We start from the raw sequence: 20,928 nt of genomic DNA, 5'->3' as shown, positions 1-20,928 counted from the left end.
CGTTATGCTTCCTCCTTAGACCAAACCAGCTTCCCATCAACAAATGTCATCAATGTATTTCCTTTTACTCTCCACCCGACAAAAGGTGTATTTACCGCAAGTGATTCAAATTTTTTATCATCAATGGCTTCCTCAAGTTCTAAATCAAATACAGCCAAATCTGCTGCCGCACCAATTTTCAGTGTTCCAGCTTTCAATCCGAATATTTCAGCCGGTTTCACGGACATCCAATCTACTACTTGTTCCAGTGTGAATTTTCCTGTTTCAACAAAGTGAGTGTAAATCAGTTGAAAAGCCGTTTCACTGCCGACAATTCCAAATGGAGCTTTTAAAAATGACTGCTTCTTCTCTTCCAGACCATGCGGTGCATGGTCAGTTGCAATACAGTCAATCGTTCCATCCAACAGCCCTTCAATCAAAGCCTTGCGATCCGCTCTCCCTCTTAAGGGAGGATTCATTTTCCAAAAACCGTTATCTTCCGGGATGTCTTCATCAATCAGCAGAAGATGGTGTGGGGAAACTTCAGCCGTTACATGAATTCCTGCTCGTTTGGCATCACGGATAACCCGCACACTTTCTTCTGCAGACACGTGACAGACATGATAGTGAACGCCTGTTTCCTTTGCCAGTGTGATGTCTCGTGCAATCTGTGAAGCTTCGGCGGCACCGAGAATACCTGGAAGTCCTAGTTTTTCCGATACTTTACCGGTATGCATTACTCCGCCAAACAAAAGCGATTCGTCTTCTGTATGTGCAACAAGAGCCATATTGTTTGCTGCTGCTTCCTTCATTGCCAGATACATGGTTCCTGCAGTCTGAACACCCACACCATCATTCGTAAATGCAAATGCGCCAGCTTCTTTTAAAGCCTTTTGATCCGTTAGCCGTTCACTTCTCAGCTCTTCTGTAATGGGTGCATACTGCAGTACCTTTACGACAGCCTCTTTGCTGATAGTCTTGTAGATTTCTCCCAGCTTTTCTGCGGTATCAGGTACAGGATTCAAATTCGGCATTGCACAAACAGTAGTGAAGCCGCCTCTTGCAGCTGCTTTGCTTCCTGTTGCAATCGTTTCTTTATACGTAAAGCCCGGTTCTCTCAAATGGACATGAACATCAACCAGTCCGGGTGTAATCAACTGTCCCTTTGCATCGTAAACCCGCTCAAACAGCGCTTCATCAAATTTTTGACCAACTGCAAATATTTTCCCCGCTTCAATCCAAATTGAAGCTTCAGTTAATTCGTTCCCGTTTTCAACAATTTTTCCATTTTTTATTAATGTTTTCATACTTGCCTCCTATGCCTTTCCTGCTAATACAGCTTCTAATATTGCCATTCTCATGTAGACTCCGTTGTTCATCTGCTGAACAATTCTGGACTGAATACCTTCAACCAGAGAATCAGCCAGCTCCACATCTCGATTAATGGGTGCCGGGTGCATAATAATTGCTTCTTTTTTCATTTTTTTTGCACGTTCAACAGTCAAACCGTGCTGCTGATGGTACTCCTCTTTTGAAAAGCTTTCCGTTCCGTCATGTCGTTCATGCTGTACCCGCAGCATCATCATTACATCTGCTTTTTGGACGACCTCGTCAATAGATTCGTAATCACCATAAACATCAAACTGCGCATCATACCACTCTTCGGGACCAGAGAAATAAATTTCAGCTCCAAGCCTTTTCAGCAGCTGCATATTTGATTTTGCCACTCTGGAATGTGTCAGGTCTCCAATGATACCGACCTTCAATCCTTCAAAATAACCAAATTCCTCATAAATGGTCATCAGATCCAGCAAGCATTGGGTAGGATGCTGACCACTGCCATCTCCACCATTGATAATGGAGCATTGAATCGTTTTGCTTTGAATCAGCTTATCATAATAATTCTCTTCGCCATGACGAATAACTGCTACATCTACTCCAAGAGCCGACATTGTCAGAACTGTGTCATACAGTGTTTCACCTTTTTGAACAGAGCTTGTACTGGCTTCAAATTCGATCACTTCAAGGCCCAGTTTCTTTTCAGCAACATCAAAGCTTTTATGCGTCCGCGTACTGTTTTCGAAGAAGAGGTTCGTTGCAAAGTACTGCTTCCTGCCGGATTGCCATACTGCTCCCTGTTTAAATTCCTGCCCTCGTCTGATCAATCCCATTACTTCCTGATCACTTAAGGCTTCAACAGTTAATAAGTGCTTTAAACTGACTCGTTCTGACGTATGAATCATTCGTCATTCCTCCTATTATTATGTCTACTCTTTCTTTAGAAACCAGATCTGATTTATCAGACAGAAAATGGTCAATTTTTCTGTCTCATTATTTCGTGTTCTATTACTAATACTAAAAGCTGCATTTACAGCTTATAAACCAATCATTCTACTTCGCTTCGTGCCTTCTCAGGTAAAATCAGATTCAATATGATTCCCAGCATGGTTGCTAATGCCATACTTGTTAATTCAAAGCTGGCAATTTTCAAATACGCTCCGCCAATCCCAATAACCAAAATGGATGATGTGATGACAAGGTTCCGTTTCTGATCATAATCGACTTTGTTGTCGATCAGTATCCGCAATCCGCTTGAAGCAATCACTCCAAACAGTAGAAAGCTGATTCCGCCGATTACCGGACTCGGAATACTCAGAATTAATGCACTGACCTTTCCGATGAATCCAGCTGCAATAGCCAGTACAGCTGCTCCACCAATTACATAGACACTGTGAACCTTTGTAATCGCAAGTACACCTATGTTTTCGCCATAGCTGGTAGTCGGCGGCCCGCCTGTAAACCCGCCGATAATTGTTGACAGTCCGTCTGCCAACAATGTTTTATTCAGCCCCGGAGATTTAAAGACATTCCGTTTGGTGATTTTACTTAAAACCATCATGTGTCCCATATGTTCCGTCATCGTCACAAACGCAATCGGAGCCATGCTCGTCAGTGCTGCGAGTGAAAATGAGAGATCATAGTCTATGAAAGGCAGCTGAAATGCCGGCAGACTGAACCACCTTGCTTCATCAACCGCAGATAAATCCACAATGCCCATCAGCATTGCAAAAAGATAACCGCAGACGATCCCCAGTAAAATCGGAATCAGACTCATAAATCCTTTCAAATACATGTTGAAAAAGATCGTAATTCCCAAAGTAAATAATGCTACTATGAAAAATTTACTGTCATAAACAGCTTCCCCATTTGCCAGTGTTCTGAACATTGCCTGGTTCCCAGCAGTTGAAGCAAGCCCCAGTCCGATAACCATGATCACCGGTCCAACTACGACCGGGGGCAAAATTTTATTTATCCAGTCTGATCCGACTTTTGAAATAATCAGTGCGACAATCAGATAAACAATCCCCGCATAGATAATTCCCTGTGCCACAGCCGGGTACCCTTGAGTCGCCATCAATGCATTAATTGCTGAGATAAAGGCAAAGCTGCTGCCAAGATACGCAGGTACTGACCCTTTAGTGATCAGGATAAATAATAGTGTTCCAACGCCCGAACTAAATAAAGCGATACTTGGTTCAAGTCCCGTTAAAATCGGCACCAGTACATTGGCGCCAAACATTGTAAATAAGTGCTGCAGGCTTAAGCCCATCCACTGCAGGGCACCTGGTTTATCTTGTATATCCAAAACAACATCTGTATTTCTAAACTTTTTCTCATCCATTTTCTCTTTTTCCAACTTTCTATCCAGCCTATTCTGATTCTTTATTGATTAAAATTCTATCTTTTCCATCCAGCTCTTCCATCTCTACAATGATCTCTTCTTTTAAGGAGGTTGGGATGTTCTTTCCTACATAATCTGCGCGAATCGGCAGCTCTCTATGCCCTCGGTCCACCAGCACAGCTAATGAAATTTTCTTTGGTCTGCCAAGATCAATGATCGCATCCAGTGCTGCTCGAATGGTTCTTCCAGTGAAAAGGACATCGTCTATCAGAATAACCTGCTTCCCTTCTACTGAAAAAGGAATATCTGAAGAATGAAGCTCCGGCTCTTGTGCTTCGGGATCTGCAACATCATCCCGGTATAAGGTGATATCTAGCTCACCGACTGGAACATCAACATTTTCCAGTTGTTTCAAACGTTCTGCAATTCTGGCTGCGATATAAATTCCTCTGGTCTTGATTCCCACAAGAACAATATCCTGAATGCCCTTATTCCTTTCAATGATTTCATACGTGATTCGTGTTAATGCCCGTTTCATTGTTACTGCATCTACAACTTCTTTTCCTTGCATGATATATGCCTCCTTATACATTTTACTGCTTTATTCATTAGGCTGTGGTTTCAAAAACGATTGAAGTACGAATTCTCAGACACGTCCTTATAAAAATACAATTGTTGAGCTTCTTATCCTTTTTTATCAAAGTAGCTTTTTGACAATAAAAAAACTCCTGCCCAGAGGACAGGAGGATAGCTTACATAAGTGTATACTGTAATACACACAGACCTTGATTTAAGCGCACTTAAATGTTTTCTGCATGTGTCCTTCTTAGCCTCACGGGACTACTCTTAAAGGAATAATATTCAACTAAAGATAGTGTACCTTTTAATAAAAAATAAATCAATCATTATTTCTTAATTGCTCCAAAGTTTTTTCAAAAACCTTTGGTAACGGCGTTTCAAACTCCATGTATTCACCGGTTGTCGGGTGAACAAAGCCCAGCGTTTTGGCATGAAGGAACTGACCATTCCCTTTCAGTGTTTTTTTTGGACCGTAAAGCGGATCGCCTGCCACAGGATAACCAATATATTTCATATGAACCCGAATCTGGTGCGTTCGACCCGTTTCAAGCTGAAGCTCTATCAGAGTATAGCCGGAAAAACGTTCGACTACCTGAAAGTGAGTGACAGCAGGCTTCCCTGTTTCAATAACTGCCTGCATTTTCCGGTCAGTTTTTGAACGTCCGATTGGGGCATTAATTTCTCCCTTATCGTGCGAAATCTCGCCATGAACCAACGCAAGATATTTTCTGACAGATGTTTTCTCTTTCAGCTGTTCCGCCAGAGACTCATGTGCTTTATCATTTTTTGCCACCATCAAAAGCCCGGAAGTATCTTTATCAATCCGATGGACAATCCCTGGTCGAATAACTCCATTAATTGAGGAAAGATCCTTAATATGATACATCAATGCATTGACCAGTGTTCCGTTTGTATGCCCTGCTGCCGGATGTACCACCATTCCTTGAGGCTTATCTATGACAGCAACATCCTTGTCTTCATAGACAATAGTAAGAGCAATATTTTCAGCCTCAATCAGCAATTCCTCAGGTTCGGGAATATCAATCTCAATTTGATCCTTCTGTTTTACTTTATAATTGGATCGAACGACTTCTCCATTTACTCGGACCTGCTGTTCTTTCAACCACTGTTGAATTTGTGAACGTGAATAATCTAAATGCTCACTTAAAACTTTATCTATTCTGCCTGTTTCTGTATTGATTGTTAAGCTGATTCGCTCCATTTTTTCCATCCTTCATTTCTTTCTATTTGACGATTACTGACATACATAATCTGCTGATTCATCTTACTAAATCATTTTGCTTTTTTTCTTTTTTCTGCCCGTTCATCTAAAATCAGGTAGATAAAAATACAGCCAACTCCTATAACTAAGGACATATCAGCAACATTAAAAATCGGAAATTTCATAAAATCCGTCTGTATCATATCCACAACATAACCAAGACGCAACCGATCAATAAAATTACCGAGTGCACCCGCCAAAACCAGACTAAGACCAAATGTAAACCATTTGCTTCCATTAATGTTTTTGAAGAGTAGATATAAAATAACCCCGGCCACGATTACCGTGATTATATAAAAAAAGGTCATCTTCCCTGCCAAAATACTCCAGGCTCCCCCTGTATTTCGAACATATGTGAAAGAAATAAATCCTGAAATAAAATCTTTCGTTTCTCCTAGTTGAATATTTTTCACAGTCAAATACTTGGTCCATTGATCCAAACCAATAATCACTGCGCTAAGAAGCAAATACACTGCTAACAATCCCATCATTCCTTTTCTCCGTTTTTATACAAATCTCTTGGGCGGATAATTCCCAGTAAATTCCCATCTGGATTTCCATCCTTCGTTATTAAAACAGCTTCCAGCCGAACATTTGAAGCAAACATTTCCTCCACCTGAAAAACTTTGGTATTTTCACCAACAAATTCGTAGTTTCCTTGTTTGTAATTGTTTGCAAGTAAATCACCTGCTGTTTTTCCAGCCAGTTTTATTTCTCCTTTTGTACTTTCGACTGCCAGCCAAATTCCCAATCCTCTAACCGTAATAAATCCCTTAAATTTACCCATGTGATAGATTGGAAACTGAGAATACCGTTTTTTGGCGACAATTCTCAAAATTTCCTCCAAGGAAATAGTCATTTCAAAGCCTGTGACGGGCTTTGAAAATTTCGGTAATACCTTTTCGGGTTCAATCAGCTGATGCTCAATTTCAGTGATACGGCTTACCGCCCATTCATTAGGCTCTGCTATAACAAAATCTTTTGATATCCGTTCATGAACAATGGCATTCCTCAGCTGAGCCATCTGGAGAAGATCATTTTCAAATGACGCTACCTGAGATTTGCTCTTTTTTGCCATTCGTCTGGTCATCTCGCTAAAACCCATTGTTGCCGGGTTATTAAGCTGATCTCTCAGCCATTTTTCTATTCGATTAAAACTATTTAAAAACTGCTCAGCATTATGTCCCATCTGTTTTCTCCTTAATTACATATGCTTTTTTGAGTACTGAAAATAAAAAGATACAGTATAAAGCCAAAAGAATCAATACACCCCAATACGAACCCCGAGCAACTAGAATCAGAAAAAAGAAAAATAAATAATTTGAAACCAGAATCGGATTCATTTTTATTTCCAACTCTTTCTCCGCCGAATTATTTGCAAGAAGGAATACATCACTTTTCATAAAATAAAAGCGGACCTGCACCTCAACCTCATTTTCATTTACTTCAACCATTTTTTCTGAATTATTAGTAATGAGAAACCAGCGCTCGCCGTTTTTCATTACCTCAATTGGTGTTGCCATCCCGTAAAAACCGGTCTTCCGTGTAAAATGAACAATCATTTTTATACACCTCCATGCAACTCTTATCAAGTATATACTAAATGAAACAGCTAGAAAAGAAAAAAACAAGGATTATTCCCGCATCGGAACATCCTTTTCTTTAATCATTTTCTATTTATTATTTTAATTCCTTCATGATTTAAGCATTTTTCTTCTATAAACTTTCTCAAAAGCGAAAATTATGCACAAAAATAGTCTGACAAGCATCTTTCTCTTCGTTTCCATACACATCAGAATTGAGGTTCTTATGTCCACTCAATCCAACAATTATCAGATACTTGCCAGACCATATTCAGTTGGTAAGGAGTTTCTCAAATTCCCACGTTCCTTTCAGCTTTGCCATCTTCGGCTCCCATTTTACGATGTTCTCTCAACATCTGTTTCACTATTCCTCCGCCATAACTCTGCGGCATTATTAGGGAATTTCTATTACCCCTTACATCTATTTTATACCATATTCCAAATCGTTTTGCAAGCGCTTTAACTCGGGTAATTCAGATTATTTTTATTGCCTTCACGCTATAAAAAATTCTAGGAAAAACAGTGCATTAACACTGCTTTTCCCAGAATAAATATCTGCACTGTGCTTGATTTATTTAGAATAATCCGATCGCATTTCCATCTTTATCAATATCCATATTTAACGCAGCAGGTTTTTTAGGCAGCCCCGGCATCGTCATAACATCCCCAGTCAACGCGACAATAAACCCTGCGCCCAGTTTAGGAACCAGTTCACGAATTGTAACAGTAAAGCCTTCAGGCGCTCCCAACTTTGTCGGATCATCTGAAAGAGAATATTGCGTTTTTGCCATACAAACAGGCAAACGATCCCAGCCATATCTTGTAAATGTTTCCAGTTGTTTCTGCGCCTTCGGAGAAAATGAAACGCCTTCTCCTCCATAAATTTTCGTGACAATAGTTTCAATTTTTTCTTCCAATCCGATACCCATCGAATAAATTGTACGGAAATTGGACATTTGAGTATCAAGCGTGTGAAGCACTGCTTTAGCCAGTGCCTCTCCTCCTTCCGCCCCTTTTTCCCAAACCTGAGTCAGTTCAACTGGAACGCCAGCTTTACTGCACAATTCAAGCAGAATTTCCACTTCTTTTTTTGTGTCGCTCACAAATTCGTTAATGGCAACAACAACAGGCAATCCATAGCTTTCCATGTTTTCGATATGCTTTTTGAGATTTGCAAAACCTTTTTTCAAAGCAAATACATTTTCCGTTCCCAATTCATTTTTTGCAACACCGCCATGCATCTTCAACGCACGAATTGTAGCTACAATAACTACTGCGTCAGGAGCTTTATTTAAATTCGGCACCTTAATATCCAAGAATTTTTCCCCACCCAAATCTGCACCAAACCCTGCTTCTGTAACAACATAGTCGCCTAATTTCAAAGCCGTTTTGGTAGCCAGAACACTGTTGCAGCCATGGGCAATATTTGCAAACGGTCCGCCATGCACAAGAGCTGCAGTCCCATAAATTGTCTGAACAAGGTTCGGCTTGATCGCATCTTTAAGCAAAAGAGCGAGTGCTCCCTGAACTTCTAAATCATTCACTGTTACAGGCTCGCGATCGAATGTATAACCGATAACAATATTTCCCAGACGAAGTTTTAAATCCTCCAGATCAGATGCAAGACAAAGAATAGCCATGATCTCACTGGCTACAGTAATATCAAATCCATCTTCTCTTGGTACTCCCTGAATCGGACCGCCTAAACCTACAATAACATGTCTGAGTTCCCGATCATTTAGATCCACGACTCGTTTCCAGATTATTCTTCTAACATCAATGTTCAATTCGTTTCCCTGCTGAATGTGATTATCCAACAACGCAGATAACGCATTGTTTGCCGTAGTAATGGCATGCATATCCCCGGTGAAATGCAGATTAATATCCTCCATTGGTAAAACCTGAGCATAGCCTCCGCCGGTTGCTCCGCCTTTGATTCCCATAACTGGTCCTAAAGAAGGCTCTCTTAAAGCAATAACTGTTTTCTTGCCAATTCGGTTTAGTGCATCCCCCAAACCAATTGTAACTGTAGATTTTCCTTCCCCTGCAGGAGTAGGGTTAATTGATGTCACTAAAATCAGTTTGCCATCATCATTTCGTTCAAGTTTTTTTATTGCTGGAAAATCAACTTTTGCCTTGTACTTTCCATGAAGTTCCAAATCATCCCCGCTTAAACCTATCGTTTCTGCAACTTTTTCAATTGCCAGAAGCTCTATTTCTTGTGAAATTTCAATATCTGTCTTCATTTTTACCTCTTTTCCCGAACTTTTATAAATATAAAATGCTTTTCGTTAAGTTATTTACTATTATAACGGTTATTTTTGTAGTTTTCCACGTTTATATTCTCCTATTCCAAAATGTTGACGTTTTCCTGTATAGTCTTTATAATTAGACTAGTTTCAAATTTTAAAGGGAGCGTGAAGCGAATGGAAAAAGGATTCGTCAAATGGTTTGACAATAGAAAAGGCTATGGATTTCTATCATATAATGAAGATGAAGAAATTTTCGTTCATTTCACTGCTATTGAAGAAGAAGGATTTAAACAACTGGAAGAAAATCAGGAAGTTACCTTTGAAGTTGTTCAGGGTAATCGCGGTCTTCAGGCTGCGCATGTAAAGAAAATCTAATCAAAAATAATATAAACTTTAAAACGGCTGAGAAACGAATCCACAGATTCTTCTTCAGCCGTTTTTTGGCTATTCTAATTTATTATCCAAGAAATTATATGCGACAAAATAAGCAAGCTTATTCCGATAACAAGCCAATACTAGTATTTTTTATCTTTAAACAAAATGCTGTATATTCCAACCAAAGCTAAAGGAACAAAAACAAAACCCAACAACTCTCCTAAAGCATCTCTGACAATCATATCCTGAAAACAGCAATGCAATCCATCTTCTTTCAAATATGACCCTCCCGGAGAAATATGAGACAGCTGAAGTAATACATGTCACCAAAAACAAATACATCATATAAGCTATAAATCCATTATTACTAATTAATCGAAAAAGAACATATGATAATAGTAAAACAGATGGGGTCATAAAAAAAGCCAGCTGGCATATGTTTCTAAAGTGAACCTTGAGCTACCAAAAGAAATATATAAATCTTATCGATAGGCATACAAAGACAGATGGCCTTTAAAAAGATGAGATAAAAGAGGTAATTTTAGTATTCACAGAAGACGCAGAAATTAGAAATACCCGCTAAAGTCTATTTCAAACTTTAACGGGCATCATCCATTTTTTATCTTTTTACAGACGTTCGTTCAATTCTTTTGCCAAATCTTCAAATCCAGGTTTGCCAAGTAAGGCAAACATGTTTTTCTTGTATGCTTCTACCCCCGGCTGATCAAATGGATTTACACCGTTTAAGTAGCCTGAAATTCCTACAGCAATTTCAAAGAAGTACATCACATAGCCCAATGAATATTCATCCATTTTTGGTACTTTGACAATCATATTAGGAACATTTCCGTCCGTATGAGCTAACAGTGTTCCTTCAAACGCTTTTGTATTAACAAAATCAATCTCTTTTCCTTGAAGATAGCCCAGTCCATCCAAATCTTCATCCTGCAATGGAATCGTTAATGAATGACGAGGATTCTCAATCTTCACAACGGTTTCAAATAAATTACGAAGACCATCCTGAACATACTGCCCCATTGAGTGTAAGTCTGTTGAAAAGTCAGCAGCAGCCGGGAAAATACCTTTTTGGTCTTTTCCTTCAGACTCTCCATATAGCTGTTTCCACCATTCTGAGAAGTAATGCATTCCAGGCTCGTAATTAATCAGCATCTCTGTTGTCTTTCCTTTACGATATAAAATATTACGTAATGCTGCATACTGATAAGCCTGATTTTGTTTTAAGTCAGTTGTTGAAGCATATTCTTTGCGGGCATCATTTGCACCGTTCATCAATGCATCGATATCCGCTCCGCTGACTGCAATCGGCAGTAAACCTACAGCTGTTAGTACAGTAAAACGTCCGCCAACATCATCAGGAATTACAAATGTTTCCCAGCCTTCAGCATCTGCTTCAACCTTCACTGCGCCTTTTTCACGGTCAGTAGTTGCATAGATCCGTTTGTTTGCTTCTTCCTTGCCATATTTTTTAACCAATAATTCTTTAAATACACGGAAAGCAATTGCCGGCTCTGTCGTTGTACCAGATTTTGAAATAACATTGACAGAAAAATCACGGTCTCCGATTACATTGATTAAATCAACTAAATAAGTTGAACTGATGCTGTTCCCTGCAAAGAATACTTGAGGTACTTTGCGCTCTTCTTTTGTTAATGCATTGCTGAAAGAATGCTGCAGGAACTCAATCGCAGCACGAGCACCCAGATAAGAACCGCCAATACCGATAACAACCAGTACTTCTGAATCTGACTGGATTTTTTCTGCTGCTTTTTTGATACGGACAAATTCATCTTTGTCATAATTTTCAGGCAGATCAATCCACCCAATGTAATCATTTCCGGCACCCGTTCCTTGTCTCAATGCTGCATCCACTGCATCGATTTGAGTTTGCATATATTCCAATTCATGTTCAGCAACAAAAGGTGCTAATTTGGAATAGTCAAAATTAATGTGTGACATTCCTTCTCCTCCTTGAAAATAAACTTAATACACTACTACTTTACGTTTTTTCAACATTTTAATCAAGTAAATTATGCATAGATAGACCAATTTAAAACAGAATACATCTTCAGGGCTCATAACTGCGTATAAAAACTAAATCTGCTGTTTGGACTGTCAAGTTAATGAGAGGCCAGATTCCCTTCTGCATACTTCCAGACAAATACAGCAGCAGCTCGTTAAAGGCAGCATTCTGTCCTATACTAAAAAAACGAGAGTGGGACAGAAATAAAGTTCCAAGCTCTCTTCGTATCTACCCCCGAATAAACGGTGGGACAAACACTTATGAGGGCTATCGTCCTTATAAGTGTTTGTCCCGACCTCAGTTTCATGCTTTTGATTTAAAACATTTGCTGATGTTACACAAGTCCCTGACTTAACATAGCTGTTGCAACTTTTTCAAAGCCGGCAATATTTGCACCCAGCACGTAATTATTTTCTGCACCATATTTTACTGCAGTATCACGACAAGTTTCGTAAATATTTTTCATAATATCATCCAGCATAGCATCTACTTTTTCAAATGACCATGACAAACGTTCTGAATTCTGGCTCATTTCCAAAGCGGAAACAGCTACACCGCCCGCATTCGCTGCCTTACCTGGACAATATAAAACTTGATTTTGTTCAAAAACGTGTACAGCCTCCAAAGAACAAGGCATATTGGCACCCTCAGCAACAATTTTTGCGCCATTTTCCACTAAAACAGCTGCCTGCTCTTTGTTAATTTCATTTTGTGTCGCACATGGCAAAGCAATATCATATGCCTTCTTGAAGTCCCAAACTGACTGTCCATCGAAATATTCCGCATCCTTATGCATTTCAACATATTTGGAAATACGTTCTCTGTTCTTTTCCTTTAGTTCTTTTACCAGTTCAACATCAATCCCATTAGGATCATAAACAAATCCATTAGAATCTGAACAAGTCAAAACAACAGCCCCTAGCTCTTTTGCTTTTTCCATTGCGTAAATTGCAACATTCCCGCTTCCTGAAACGACAACTTTCTTCCCTTCAAAAGAATCATTGCGGTCGTTCAGCAAATGGCGAACAAAGTAAACTGCACCATATCCTGTTGCTTCAGTACGTGTCTGACTTCCCCAGTATGTTAAAGGTTTACCAGTCAGAACGCCTGCATCATAATTTCTCAAACGTTTATACGTCCCATACAGATACCCAATTTCTCTGGCACCCACACCAATATCTCCTGCCGGAACATCTGTATCCGGTCCAATATGCTTTTGAAGCTCTGTCATAAAGCTTTGGCAAAAACGCATAACTTCATTGTCTGATTTCCCTTTAGGATCAAAGTCGCTGCCGCCTTTTCCTCCTCCAATCGGAAGACCTGTCAAGCTGTTCTTGAAGATTTGTTCAAATGCTAAAAACTTCAATACACTAATATTCACACTTGGATGGAAACGCAAGCCTCCCTTATATGGACCAATCGCAGAATTATATTGAACACGATAGCCGCGGTTCACACGCCAATTTCCTTCATCATCTTGCCAAGGCACCCTAAACTGAATCACCCGTTCAGGTTCAATCAACACTTCAAGAATGTTCGCCTCAACAAATTTTGGATTTTCATTCAAGAAAGCTTCCATGCTTGGCAGAAACTCATCAATTGCCTGCAGATATTCTGTCTGCCCTCTTTCCTTATCTCCGATTTTTTCCCGAATTTCTTTTACATACTTTGTTACGTTCATATAGTCACCATCCCATTCAAGTTATTATTTATTTTACAGGAAAAAGTAGATTTTTCCACTCTAAGCATAAAAAAATCAAAAAAAACTTTTTTTATGAAGTTTATGATAAACTGTAATTTGAATTGGAGGAAAATTATGAATACGTTTGATGTAATAATTATTGGCGCCGGAACCAGTGGTCTAATGGCTTCTGTAGCGGCAGCAGAAAAAGGAAAACGAGTATTACTGGTAGAAAAAAACAAACGCATTGGTAAAAAACTTCTATTAACCGGAGGTGGGCGATGTAATGTTACTAATAATCGTTCTTCTGATGAGATTATTGCTCATATTCCCGGTAATGGTAAATTTCTATACAGTGCATTTTCACAATATGATAACCACGATATTATCAATTTCTTCGAAGCAAATGGAGTCAAATTAAAAGAGGAGGATCACGGACGCATGTTTCCTGAAACAGACCGTTCTCAAACAATTGTGGAAACCCTTCATGAGAAATTAAAGGAATTGTCCGTTACATTGTACACAGAGGCAGCAGTAAGAAAAGTATTAAAAAAAGACGAACAGATTATTGGAGTGGAACTGATTAATCAAAAAGTTTATGCGCCCTGTGTCATCATTGCTACAGGCGGTAAAACCTACCCTTCCACAGGGTCAACCGGAGACGGCTACAAATTCGCAAAAGCAATGGGACACTCAATTGAGACTCTTTACCCAACAGAATCCCCTATTCGCTCTGAGGAGTCATTTATTAAAGAAAAAACATTACAGGGAATTTCTTTGAGGAATGTTGCTTTATCTGTTTTAAGTAAAAAAAATAAACCGATTATCTCTCACACAATGGATATTTTATTTACTCATTTCGGACTTTCCGGTCCGGCAGCGCTACGCTGTTCCAGTTTTGTGAACCAGCAGCTTTCTCAAGAAGGAGTCTCCACTGTCTCTTTGTCATTGGACATTTTTCCAGAAGAATCAGCGAAACAGCTGCTGAATGAACTGTCAAAAAAAATCACAGCAGAACCGGAAAAACTTTTAAAAAATACGCTGAAGCAGTTCTTGCCGGAACGTCTACTGGATTTTTTACTGACGAAACAAAAACTTATAGCTCTAAAGGGGAAGCAGGTATCCGAAGTGCAGCTCGAAACATTTGTTTCTAACTTAAAGGATTTTCGTATCGAAGCCTCAGGAACCTTCCCAATTGAAAAATCTTTTGTTACCGGCGGAGGAATTGCTTTGAAAGAAATTAATCCCAAAACTATGGAAAGCAAACGAATTGAAGGTCTTTATTTCTGTGGCGAAGTCCTGGATATCAACGGGTACACAGGAGGTTACAATATCACTGCAGCTTTAGTAACTGGACATTGTGCCGGTGTTCATGCTGCTGAAGCTTCTGAATACAGTCAGTACAGAATTGAAGGCTATTAGTTTCAAGCTGTTAACTGGAATTCTTTTTTCCTTTCCGATGTTTAAAAGCTAATTGCTCATTCATTAAAGAACAGACAAAAAGCAAGCAATAGATGATTTTTTCATCCATATGCTTTGCTTTTTTTGCTTTGTCAGCGTTTTTTTCATTTCATATAAATAATAGTTGCTTTTTCATATCTTTTTTTATATTGTAACAATAACTCGGTTACTGAAAGAATGTTCTGTAACTTTCAATTTTTCTATCCTAACTTCTTTCAATTAAAAAAATAAATCATTTTAGAGTAGAATATAGATAAAAAATCAGTATTAATAGGCTTCTATCTTTCGTCTCCTACTCCAGCATGAGAATTTACCAATGAAAAATCATTCAAAAGACTGATTTATTTTTTTGCACAACATGGGAAAATAGATTCATAAGGGAGGTGATTTTAATGAAAATCAAAATAAAAAAACAAACACATTGGGGCTGTCTTAAACCTTTAACTGTGACAGTCAATAACCAGTCAAAAGTAAAATTATTTAACTGTATTCCATTGGAAATAGAAGCTCAGCCGGGAGATGAAATCAGTTTTAAAGAAGGTATCTTTTCTTCTTTTAAGAAAATTGAAGTCACTGCCAATACACATGAAATCCTTATTAAAAATTCAAATAACTTACAGCAATTATTCCTGAAATTCATGTTGCCATTCTTAGTCTTCACTGTTTCCTGTCTGATTATTCAGTCTATGTTAAATTTAGCTGCATTCGCACTTGTTCTGTTTATTGGATTTATCCATGTTTTCAGACTTCAATCTTACCAGTTTGAAATAGATGGACAACTTGAATGGTCTTCATCCAGTCATTTACTGAAACTATACAAATAAGTGCTTTCCTTGCTTAAGAAATATCCTATATAAACGAAGTCCAAGTTGAATCAGCTAAAGAGATTCAACTTGGACTTCGTTATTTTTATTTTAATAGGTGTAGGATATCTTGAGACATCAGATCAGGAGTAAGATGGAATTCATTCATTAATTCATTTGTCGTCTGGTGAGGAAAGAATTGTTTCTCTGCTCCATAATTCAGAACCTTCATTTCATCGGCTCCATACCATCGGCTGATTTTTTCTCCATATCCGCCATCCAAACTGCCATCTTCCAACGTAACAACGACACGATGACTCATTTTTAATCCCTTTAACACAGCTTCATCCAATTCTGTAAAAGAATGGGGATTAATTACTGTAGCGGCTACACCATGTTCCAGCAGCTGTTTTTGTACTTGTCTGGCAAGAGGTAAAAAGCTTCCTAATCCCAGTAATGCCACTTCATTTCCTTGTATCTCGATTGTCCATTTTAGCGGATCAAATGGCTGATGCAGCGGCAGTGAAACAACTTTGCTTTCCGGAATTCTTATAATTACCGGACGTTCATTCTGATCCAGTGCCCAATTCAGCATCGCAGACAGCTCTTCTTTACTTGTCGGAGCAAGATAAATCAGACCGGGAATACTTGTTATATAAGGAACATCAAAACTCCCCTGATGAGTCGGATCGCCACCGCTGATCTTCCCTCCTCTGACAATCACAACTGCTGGATTTTGATCAATTCCAAGATCATGAGACAGCTGATCGTAGGCTCTCTGCAGGAAAGTACTGGAATGGAAAACAACAGGCTTTGCTCCTGCTTTTGCCATACCTGCTGCAAATGTAATGGAATGCTGCTCAGCGATACCGACATCCACATAATTGTCTGGATGTCTTTGTTCAAATTCTTTTAATTTGAACAGTCCCGGAATTCCGGCAGTAATTGCGAGAATCGGCATTTCAGCTTCTGTAATACGCTGAGAAAGAATCTCAAGGACTACATCATCATAGCTTTCATTTGTTCCCTTTTTAATACTCTCACCGGTTTCTAGATCAAAAGGCATGTGCCAGTGAAAACCCATTTTGTTAGAAACTGCCGGCTCATATCCACGCCCCTTTTCTGTGTGGATATGAAGAACAATCGGTTTAGACGTGTCTTTTACTTTTTCAAAAGCTGTAATCATTTCCTGAATGTCGTTTCCTTCTTCAACGTACAGGTAATTAAGCCCTAAAGCAGTAAATAGATTTGTCTTCCCATTCCCTTTTGTTTGTCTGAGTTCTTTCAAGTTTCGGTACATTCCTCCATGATTTTCTGCAATGGACATTTCGTTATCATTAAGGACAACAATCAGATTGGAGTGAAGCTCTGCTGCATTGTTCAATCCCTCCAACGCCAAACCTCCCGACAAGGAGCCGTCACCTAAAACAGCAACAATATTCTCTTTTTTATGTTGTAAATCTCTGGCTTTTGCCATTCCAACGGCTAGACTGACAGAGGTTGACGTATGTCCGACTGTAAAGAAATCATGGGGGCTTTCCTCTGGACCGGTATAGCCAGAGACCTCATGATATTTTTCTTCATTTAGCCAGGCTTCCTTTCTTCCAGTAATTATTTTGTGTGGATATGATTGATGGGATACGTCCCAGATTACTTTATCTTTTGGTGAATCAAAAACATAGTGGAAAGCGAGTGTCATCTCTACTATCCCCAAATTTGGTCCGACATGCCCGCCGGTAATGCTGACTTTTTTCAACAGCAGCTCTCTTATTTCTTCAGCTAGGTCCTCCAGCTGTTTAATAGATAAATTTTTCAAATCTGACGGGCTGTTTATTTTATTAATAATTGTCAAAATAGATCATTCCTTCTTCTTTTTAATTATTGCTTTCATCTAGTGCTCTGACCAAATTATAAATTATAATAAAAAATCATTTATAACTGATGTTCAATGATAGAAAACTTTAACTTGCATGCTTCGATGACAAGAACGAGCCGCCTCAAAAGCAACTGGGGAACTACTAGCTATTTTTACAGCTAATTTGACTCCAGTTAGGGATGAAATCGACGTTTTCTGCTGAGTTGCTCCCGGACTGACTGCACGTTTCTTGGATTGGAAGCATAGCTTAGTTTTAAGTCGGTCAACACACTAGTTGTTTGGAAGCATTTTCTTTTATCTGACTGATTCTAAACGTTCTCCTTCTTCAGTTTTCAGTACTTCTTTTTTATTTTTTCTCCTTTCTGCTAATGATGCGAGCATTTCTATATCCTGCTTAACTGCTTCTATTTCACTCGATTTATCATCTGCTGAATGTATTTTCTCTGCAAAACACTACAATAATAGTATATGAATTTGTTCATTTTTCAGACTGTCAGCATGCTTATTTTATCCTGTTTTCGTTGCTGCAAATCAATACTGACCGCTTTGACCAAATACAACATTACAAATGAACTATATCCATAATAAACGATTAAAGTTAGGTTTAGTCAATAAAAAGATGAATCTTTCCATCAAAAAAGCTGAAATCAAAATGTACTTGACCTCAGCTTAATTATTTGGTAAATGATAGTTAGTTGCTTTCCATCAGTTCAGTTACATAAGCAACCGTATCTGGCTGTTCTGCTTCAATTCTTGCTACAGTATCTGCGAATTTCGGCAGATGATCTTTATGAGCAACCAGCAGCTCATCCAGTAATGTTTTTGCCATTGTTCCTCCAGGTACCAGCGGATTCACTGTGAAAGCATGTAAAGCGGCACCATAATCACCATCAATAGCGGCACGAATTACGGTTTCTTCCATACCTTTCATTGATTGAATAATTCCGCGTGCTGCCGGTGGGAAAGCTCCCCAATTATATGGCTCATGACCGTGAGAAGTAACAGGACCTGAAACTTCAACTACACAGTCGTATGGTAAATCGGTGATTGTTCCATTGTTTTCAGTAGAAACAACCATATCTGTCCGTTTGTCATTGTAGATAGAGGCAATCATTTCACAGGCAGCATCACTGTAGTGAGTCCCTCCACGCTCTTCTAATTCTTTTGGTTTGTAGTCCAGTTTAGGATCTTTATATAATTCGAACAAGCGTGCTTCTGTTTCTTTGACTACCTGTGCTCTTGTTTTTCCTTCTTTAAATTCATCGATTGAGTGCTGCAGCATTTCATCTTCGATATAGTAATAGCGATGATAACCGCAAGGAAGCATACCCAAATCCTTCAGCTGTTCATAATGGAACGGAGCATCCCAAATATTTTTCAGATGGCTTTCCTGTTCTTTTTTTGGTCCATAAATAAGGTCAATCAGTTCCTGCGTACGTTCTTTTCCTTCTTTGTCCCAAACACGGTGCCAGTGGAAATGGTTAATACCGGCAAATTTAAAGAACAGATCTTCTTCAGGAACACCCAATGCTTCTGCCGCCTGTTTTCTGTGTCCAATCGGTACATTACACAAACCTACTGTTTTCTTCCATCCGCCATGCTTAATCGCTGCTTCAGTTACCATACCAGCCGGGTTCGTAAAGTTTACCAGCCATGCATCCGGACATAGTTCTCCCATGTCTTTAATAATATCTAAAATAACCGGAATTGTACGGAAAGCTTTGAACATTCCGCCTGCCCCATTTGTTTCTTGACCAAGTACTCCATGAGACAATGGAATACGCTCGTCTTTAATCCGAGCATCCAAAAGCCCTACACGGAATTGAGTTGAAACAAAATCCGCATCTTTTAACGCAGCTCTGCGGTCCAAAGTTAAATGAACCTCCCAGTCCAATCCTGCTGCTTTAACCATGCGTTTTGCCATTGCTCCGACAATTTCCAGCTTTTCTTTTCCTGCTTCAATGTCTACCAGCCAGATTTCTTTGATTGGCAGTTCATCTTTTCTTTTGATGTACCCTTCAATTAATTCAGGTGTATAGCTTGAACCTCCACCAATTGTTGCTATTTTTAGTGCTCCTCTTGACATGTAGTTCCCTCCTGATAGTTTTTCAGAATTAATCTGATATCGTTTACAAACATATTCTAATGTGTGGGAATGTTCCCATGTCAAGCGGTTTCAAATAATTTTTTCTTTTTTATCAGAACTCTTCTATTTTTATGGGGCTTTTTCCTGAAATTGCAGGAAGAATCATTATCCAGTATACTAAAAGAAAGCAGATCGACTTGGAGGTCGTTACATCAATGACAACAATAATTGACGTCGCAAAAGCGGCTAATGTATCCAAATCCACTGTCTCAAGAGTCCTCTCCGGAAATGGCTATGTCAGCAAGGAGAGCCGAGAAAAAATTCTGACCGCTATGGAAGAGCTTGCTTATTCTCCAAACCTGGTTGCCAGAAATCTTCAAAGCGGTGAGACAAAAACAATTGGCTTTCTAGCTCAAAGCTACATTGATCCTTTGGGTGTATTTCTAAGTAATTTTATTGCTATTGCAAAATCCTATAACTATTATGTTACCTTGTACTTCACTGATGGAGACAAAAAAAAGGAAATCGAAGCGCTGAATCAACTAAAATACAAACAAATTGACGGTATTTTCCTGCTGACTCGGGCAAACGACTGGGATGTGATTGAGCCTTATACAATGTATGGACCTATCTCCACCTGGCATAGAATAGACTCTGATCGAATCTATTCTTCCTATATTGATCATTATTCCGGTTATTTTAACTCATTAAGCTATCTCTATGAGCAAGGATATCGCAAAATCGCACACATTATGAGTAATCCCAAAAATTTGAATACAAAAGCTCGTGTAAAAGCAATTGACAGCTTTTATAAAGAAAAAAAGCTTGAACTAAATCAGGATTGGGTCTTTTATGATAGAACACGGGAAACAAGCGGTCAAAAACTGGCTTATCAGTGGCATCATATGGAGGATAAGCCGGAAGTTATGGCCTTTTATACAGATTCAGTAGCTGCAGAATTTATTTCAGAGCTTCAAAATCTTGGTTATGATGTACCAAAAGATGTTGCTGTAATCGGTTTTGACAACAGTCAGATCAGCAAACTGATGCATATCACTACTGTAGACTATTCCATTAATCATCAAGCTGAAAATTCATTCATCCATATTTATAATCGGTTAAACGAAAAGAGTCTTCTCCCTCGTTCAATGGACATCCAGCTGATTGAGCGGAAAACAACGCCAAAAAAAGCAAGAGACAGTCTGGCTGATAAAATTAAGTGAAATGCTGTTGGATAAACAGTAAAAA

At 39.0% G+C, this 20,928-nt stretch carries 18 protein-coding genes; 4 read left to right on the top strand and 14 right to left on the bottom strand.

All coding sequences use genetic code 11. The annotated features are described in order from the left end of the window. Positions 1-2 precede the first annotated feature (2 nt). The 9 genes from IW492_RS04805 to IW492_RS04765 form a co-directional block, all read right to left on the bottom strand. Positions 3-1,286, bottom strand: a complete 1,284-nt coding sequence (locus IW492_RS04805) for a dihydroorotase (RefSeq protein ID WP_202066027.1) — start codon at positions 1,284-1,286, stop codon at positions 3-5. Positions 1,287-1,295: 9 nt separating this feature from the next. Continuing rightward, positions 1,296-2,222 carry an aspartate carbamoyltransferase catalytic subunit gene (locus IW492_RS04800; protein ID WP_202066025.1) on the bottom strand — a complete coding sequence of 309 codons (927 nt, stop codon included), beginning with the start codon at positions 2,220-2,222 and terminating at the stop codon, positions 1,296-1,298. Positions 2,223-2,365: 143 nt separating this feature from the next. Beyond that, positions 2,366-3,661, bottom strand: a complete 1,296-nt coding sequence (gene uraA / locus IW492_RS04795) for a uracil permease (RefSeq protein WP_202066023.1) — start codon at positions 3,659-3,661, stop codon at positions 2,366-2,368. 28 nt (positions 3,662-3,689) lie between these two features. Further along, the gene (gene pyrR / locus IW492_RS04790) at positions 3,690-4,232 is read right to left on the bottom strand and encodes a bifunctional pyr operon transcriptional regulator/uracil phosphoribosyltransferase PyrR (protein WP_202066020.1); all 543 of its coding nucleotides are present in this window, start codon (positions 4,230-4,232) and stop codon (positions 3,690-3,692) included. A gap of 327 nt (positions 4,233-4,559) precedes the next feature. Further along, entirely contained in the window at positions 4,560-5,462 is a 903-nt protein-coding gene (locus IW492_RS04785) for an RluA family pseudouridine synthase (protein ID WP_202066018.1), read from the bottom strand. Positions 5,463-5,533: 71 nt separating this feature from the next. Then, complete coding sequence (gene lspA, locus IW492_RS04780; RefSeq protein ID WP_324254761.1) at positions 5,534-6,004, bottom strand: signal peptidase II; 471 nt, start codon at positions 6,002-6,004, stop codon at positions 5,534-5,536. A 5-nt stretch (positions 6,005-6,009) separates the two neighbouring features. After that, positions 6,010-6,711, bottom strand: coding sequence for a CBS domain-containing protein (locus IW492_RS04775; protein ID WP_202066014.1), 702 nt, complete (start codon positions 6,709-6,711; stop codon positions 6,010-6,012). Next, a complete protein-coding gene (locus IW492_RS04770; RefSeq protein ID WP_202066010.1) occupies positions 6,701-7,084 on the bottom strand; it encodes a hypothetical protein in 384 nt (127 codons plus the stop codon). The genes IW492_RS04775 and IW492_RS04770 overlap by 11 nt, the downstream gene beginning before the upstream one ends. Positions 7,085-7,680: 596 nt before the next feature. Then, the gene (locus IW492_RS04765) at positions 7,681-9,351 is read right to left on the bottom strand and encodes a formate--tetrahydrofolate ligase (protein WP_202066009.1); all 1,671 of its coding nucleotides are present in this window, start codon (positions 9,349-9,351) and stop codon (positions 7,681-7,683) included. Positions 9,352-9,531: 180 nt separating this feature from the next. Here IW492_RS04765 and IW492_RS04760 point away from each other — a divergent pair, with 180 nt between their 5' ends. Further along, positions 9,532-9,732 carry a cold-shock protein gene (locus tag IW492_RS04760; RefSeq protein WP_202066002.1) on the top strand — a complete coding sequence of 67 codons (201 nt, stop codon included), beginning with the start codon at positions 9,532-9,534 and terminating at the stop codon, positions 9,730-9,732. A 140-nt stretch (positions 9,733-9,872) separates the two neighbouring features. On the opposite strand, the gene IW492_RS04755 is transcribed toward IW492_RS04760, so the two are convergent. The 3 genes from IW492_RS04755 to gdhA form a co-directional block, all read right to left on the bottom strand. Continuing rightward, positions 9,873-10,010: a hypothetical protein gene (locus IW492_RS04755; protein ID WP_202066000.1), complete on the bottom strand. Its 138-nt coding sequence runs from the start codon at positions 10,008-10,010 to the stop codon at positions 9,873-9,875. Positions 10,011-10,359: 349 nt separating this feature from the next. Further along, positions 10,360-11,709 (bottom strand): glucose-6-phosphate isomerase, encoded by a 1,350-nt coding sequence (locus IW492_RS04750; RefSeq protein ID WP_202065998.1) that lies wholly within the window; start codon positions 11,707-11,709, stop codon positions 10,360-10,362. Between the two features lie 398 nt (positions 11,710-12,107). Then, positions 12,108-13,454: an NADP-specific glutamate dehydrogenase gene (gene gdhA / locus IW492_RS04745; RefSeq protein WP_202065996.1), complete on the bottom strand. Its 1,347-nt coding sequence runs from the start codon at positions 13,452-13,454 to the stop codon at positions 12,108-12,110. A 132-nt stretch (positions 13,455-13,586) separates the two neighbouring features. On the opposite strand from gdhA, the gene IW492_RS04740 reads away from it, so the two are divergent. Beyond that, on the top strand, positions 13,587-14,876 hold the full coding sequence (locus IW492_RS04740; RefSeq protein ID WP_442896301.1) for an NAD(P)/FAD-dependent oxidoreductase: 1,290 nt from the start codon (positions 13,587-13,589) through the stop codon (positions 14,874-14,876). Between the two features lie 431 nt (positions 14,877-15,307). Beyond that, positions 15,308-15,739, top strand: coding sequence for a hypothetical protein (locus tag IW492_RS04735; RefSeq protein WP_202065992.1), 432 nt, complete (start codon positions 15,308-15,310; stop codon positions 15,737-15,739). 85 nt (positions 15,740-15,824) lie between these two features. Here IW492_RS04735 and IW492_RS04730 read toward each other — a convergent pair whose 3' ends face one another. Beyond that, positions 15,825-17,570, bottom strand: a complete 1,746-nt coding sequence (locus tag IW492_RS04730) for a 1-deoxy-D-xylulose-5-phosphate synthase (protein WP_202065991.1) — start codon at positions 17,568-17,570, stop codon at positions 15,825-15,827. Between the two features lie 715 nt (positions 17,571-18,285). Continuing rightward, the gene (locus IW492_RS04725; protein WP_202065987.1) at positions 18,286-19,680 is read right to left on the bottom strand and encodes a 6-phospho-beta-glucosidase; all 1,395 of its coding nucleotides are present in this window, start codon (positions 19,678-19,680) and stop codon (positions 18,286-18,288) included. Between the two features lie 215 nt (positions 19,681-19,895). Between IW492_RS04725 and IW492_RS04720 the strand changes: the two genes are divergently transcribed. Then, positions 19,896-20,903 (top strand): LacI family DNA-binding transcriptional regulator, encoded by a 1,008-nt coding sequence (locus IW492_RS04720; RefSeq protein WP_202065985.1) that lies wholly within the window; start codon positions 19,896-19,898, stop codon positions 20,901-20,903. Positions 20,904-20,928 lie beyond the last annotated feature (25 nt).

Origin of the sequence: Enterococcus sp. BWB1-3 (genome assembly GCF_016745275.1) — a bacterium.
Lineage (GTDB): Bacteria > Bacillota > Bacilli > Lactobacillales > Enterococcaceae > Enterococcus_L.
The sequence above is the reverse complement of the archived record's forward strand: the minus strand, read 5'-3'. Positions and strand labels throughout refer to the sequence as shown.

Excerpts from the sequence above, each read along its gene's own strand:
- IW492_RS04800 (WP_202066025.1), bottom strand. The coding sequence starts at position 2,222 with ATGATTCATACGTCAGAACGAGTCAGTTTAAAGCACTTATTAACTGTT.
- pyrR (WP_202066020.1), bottom strand. The coding sequence starts at position 4,232 with ATGCAAGGAAAAGAAGTTGTAGATGCAGTAACAATGAAACGGGCATTA.
- IW492_RS04720 (WP_202065985.1), top strand. The coding sequence starts at position 19,896 with ATGACAACAATAATTGACGTCGCAAAAGCGGCTAATGTATCCAAATCC.
- IW492_RS04765 (WP_202066009.1), bottom strand. The coding sequence starts at position 9,351 with ATGAAGACAGATATTGAAATTTCACAAGAAATAGAGCTTCTGGCAATT.
- IW492_RS04760 (WP_202066002.1), top strand. The coding sequence starts at position 9,532 with ATGGAAAAAGGATTCGTCAAATGGTTTGACAATAGAAAAGGCTATGGA.
- IW492_RS04750 (WP_202065998.1), bottom strand. The coding sequence starts at position 11,709 with ATGTCACACATTAATTTTGACTATTCCAAATTAGCACCTTTTGTTGCT.
- IW492_RS04725 (WP_202065987.1), bottom strand. The coding sequence starts at position 19,680 with ATGTCAAGAGGAGCACTAAAAATAGCAACAATTGGTGGAGGTTCAAGC.
- IW492_RS04735 (WP_202065992.1), top strand. The coding sequence starts at position 15,308 with ATGAAAATCAAAATAAAAAAACAAACACATTGGGGCTGTCTTAAACCT.
- IW492_RS04770 (WP_202066010.1), bottom strand. The coding sequence starts at position 7,084 with ATGATTGTTCATTTTACACGGAAGACCGGTTTTTACGGGATGGCAACA.
- uraA (WP_202066023.1), bottom strand. The coding sequence starts at position 3,661 with ATGGATGAGAAAAAGTTTAGAAATACAGATGTTGTTTTGGATATACAA.
- IW492_RS04785 (WP_202066018.1), bottom strand. The coding sequence starts at position 5,462 with ATGGAGCGAATCAGCTTAACAATCAATACAGAAACAGGCAGAATAGAT.
- IW492_RS04775 (WP_202066014.1), bottom strand. The coding sequence starts at position 6,711 with ATGGGACATAATGCTGAGCAGTTTTTAAATAGTTTTAATCGAATAGAA.
- gdhA (WP_202065996.1), bottom strand. The coding sequence starts at position 13,454 with ATGAACGTAACAAAGTATGTAAAAGAAATTCGGGAAAAAATCGGAGAT.
- IW492_RS04805 (WP_202066027.1), bottom strand. The coding sequence starts at position 1,286 with ATGAAAACATTAATAAAAAATGGAAAAATTGTTGAAAACGGGAACGAA.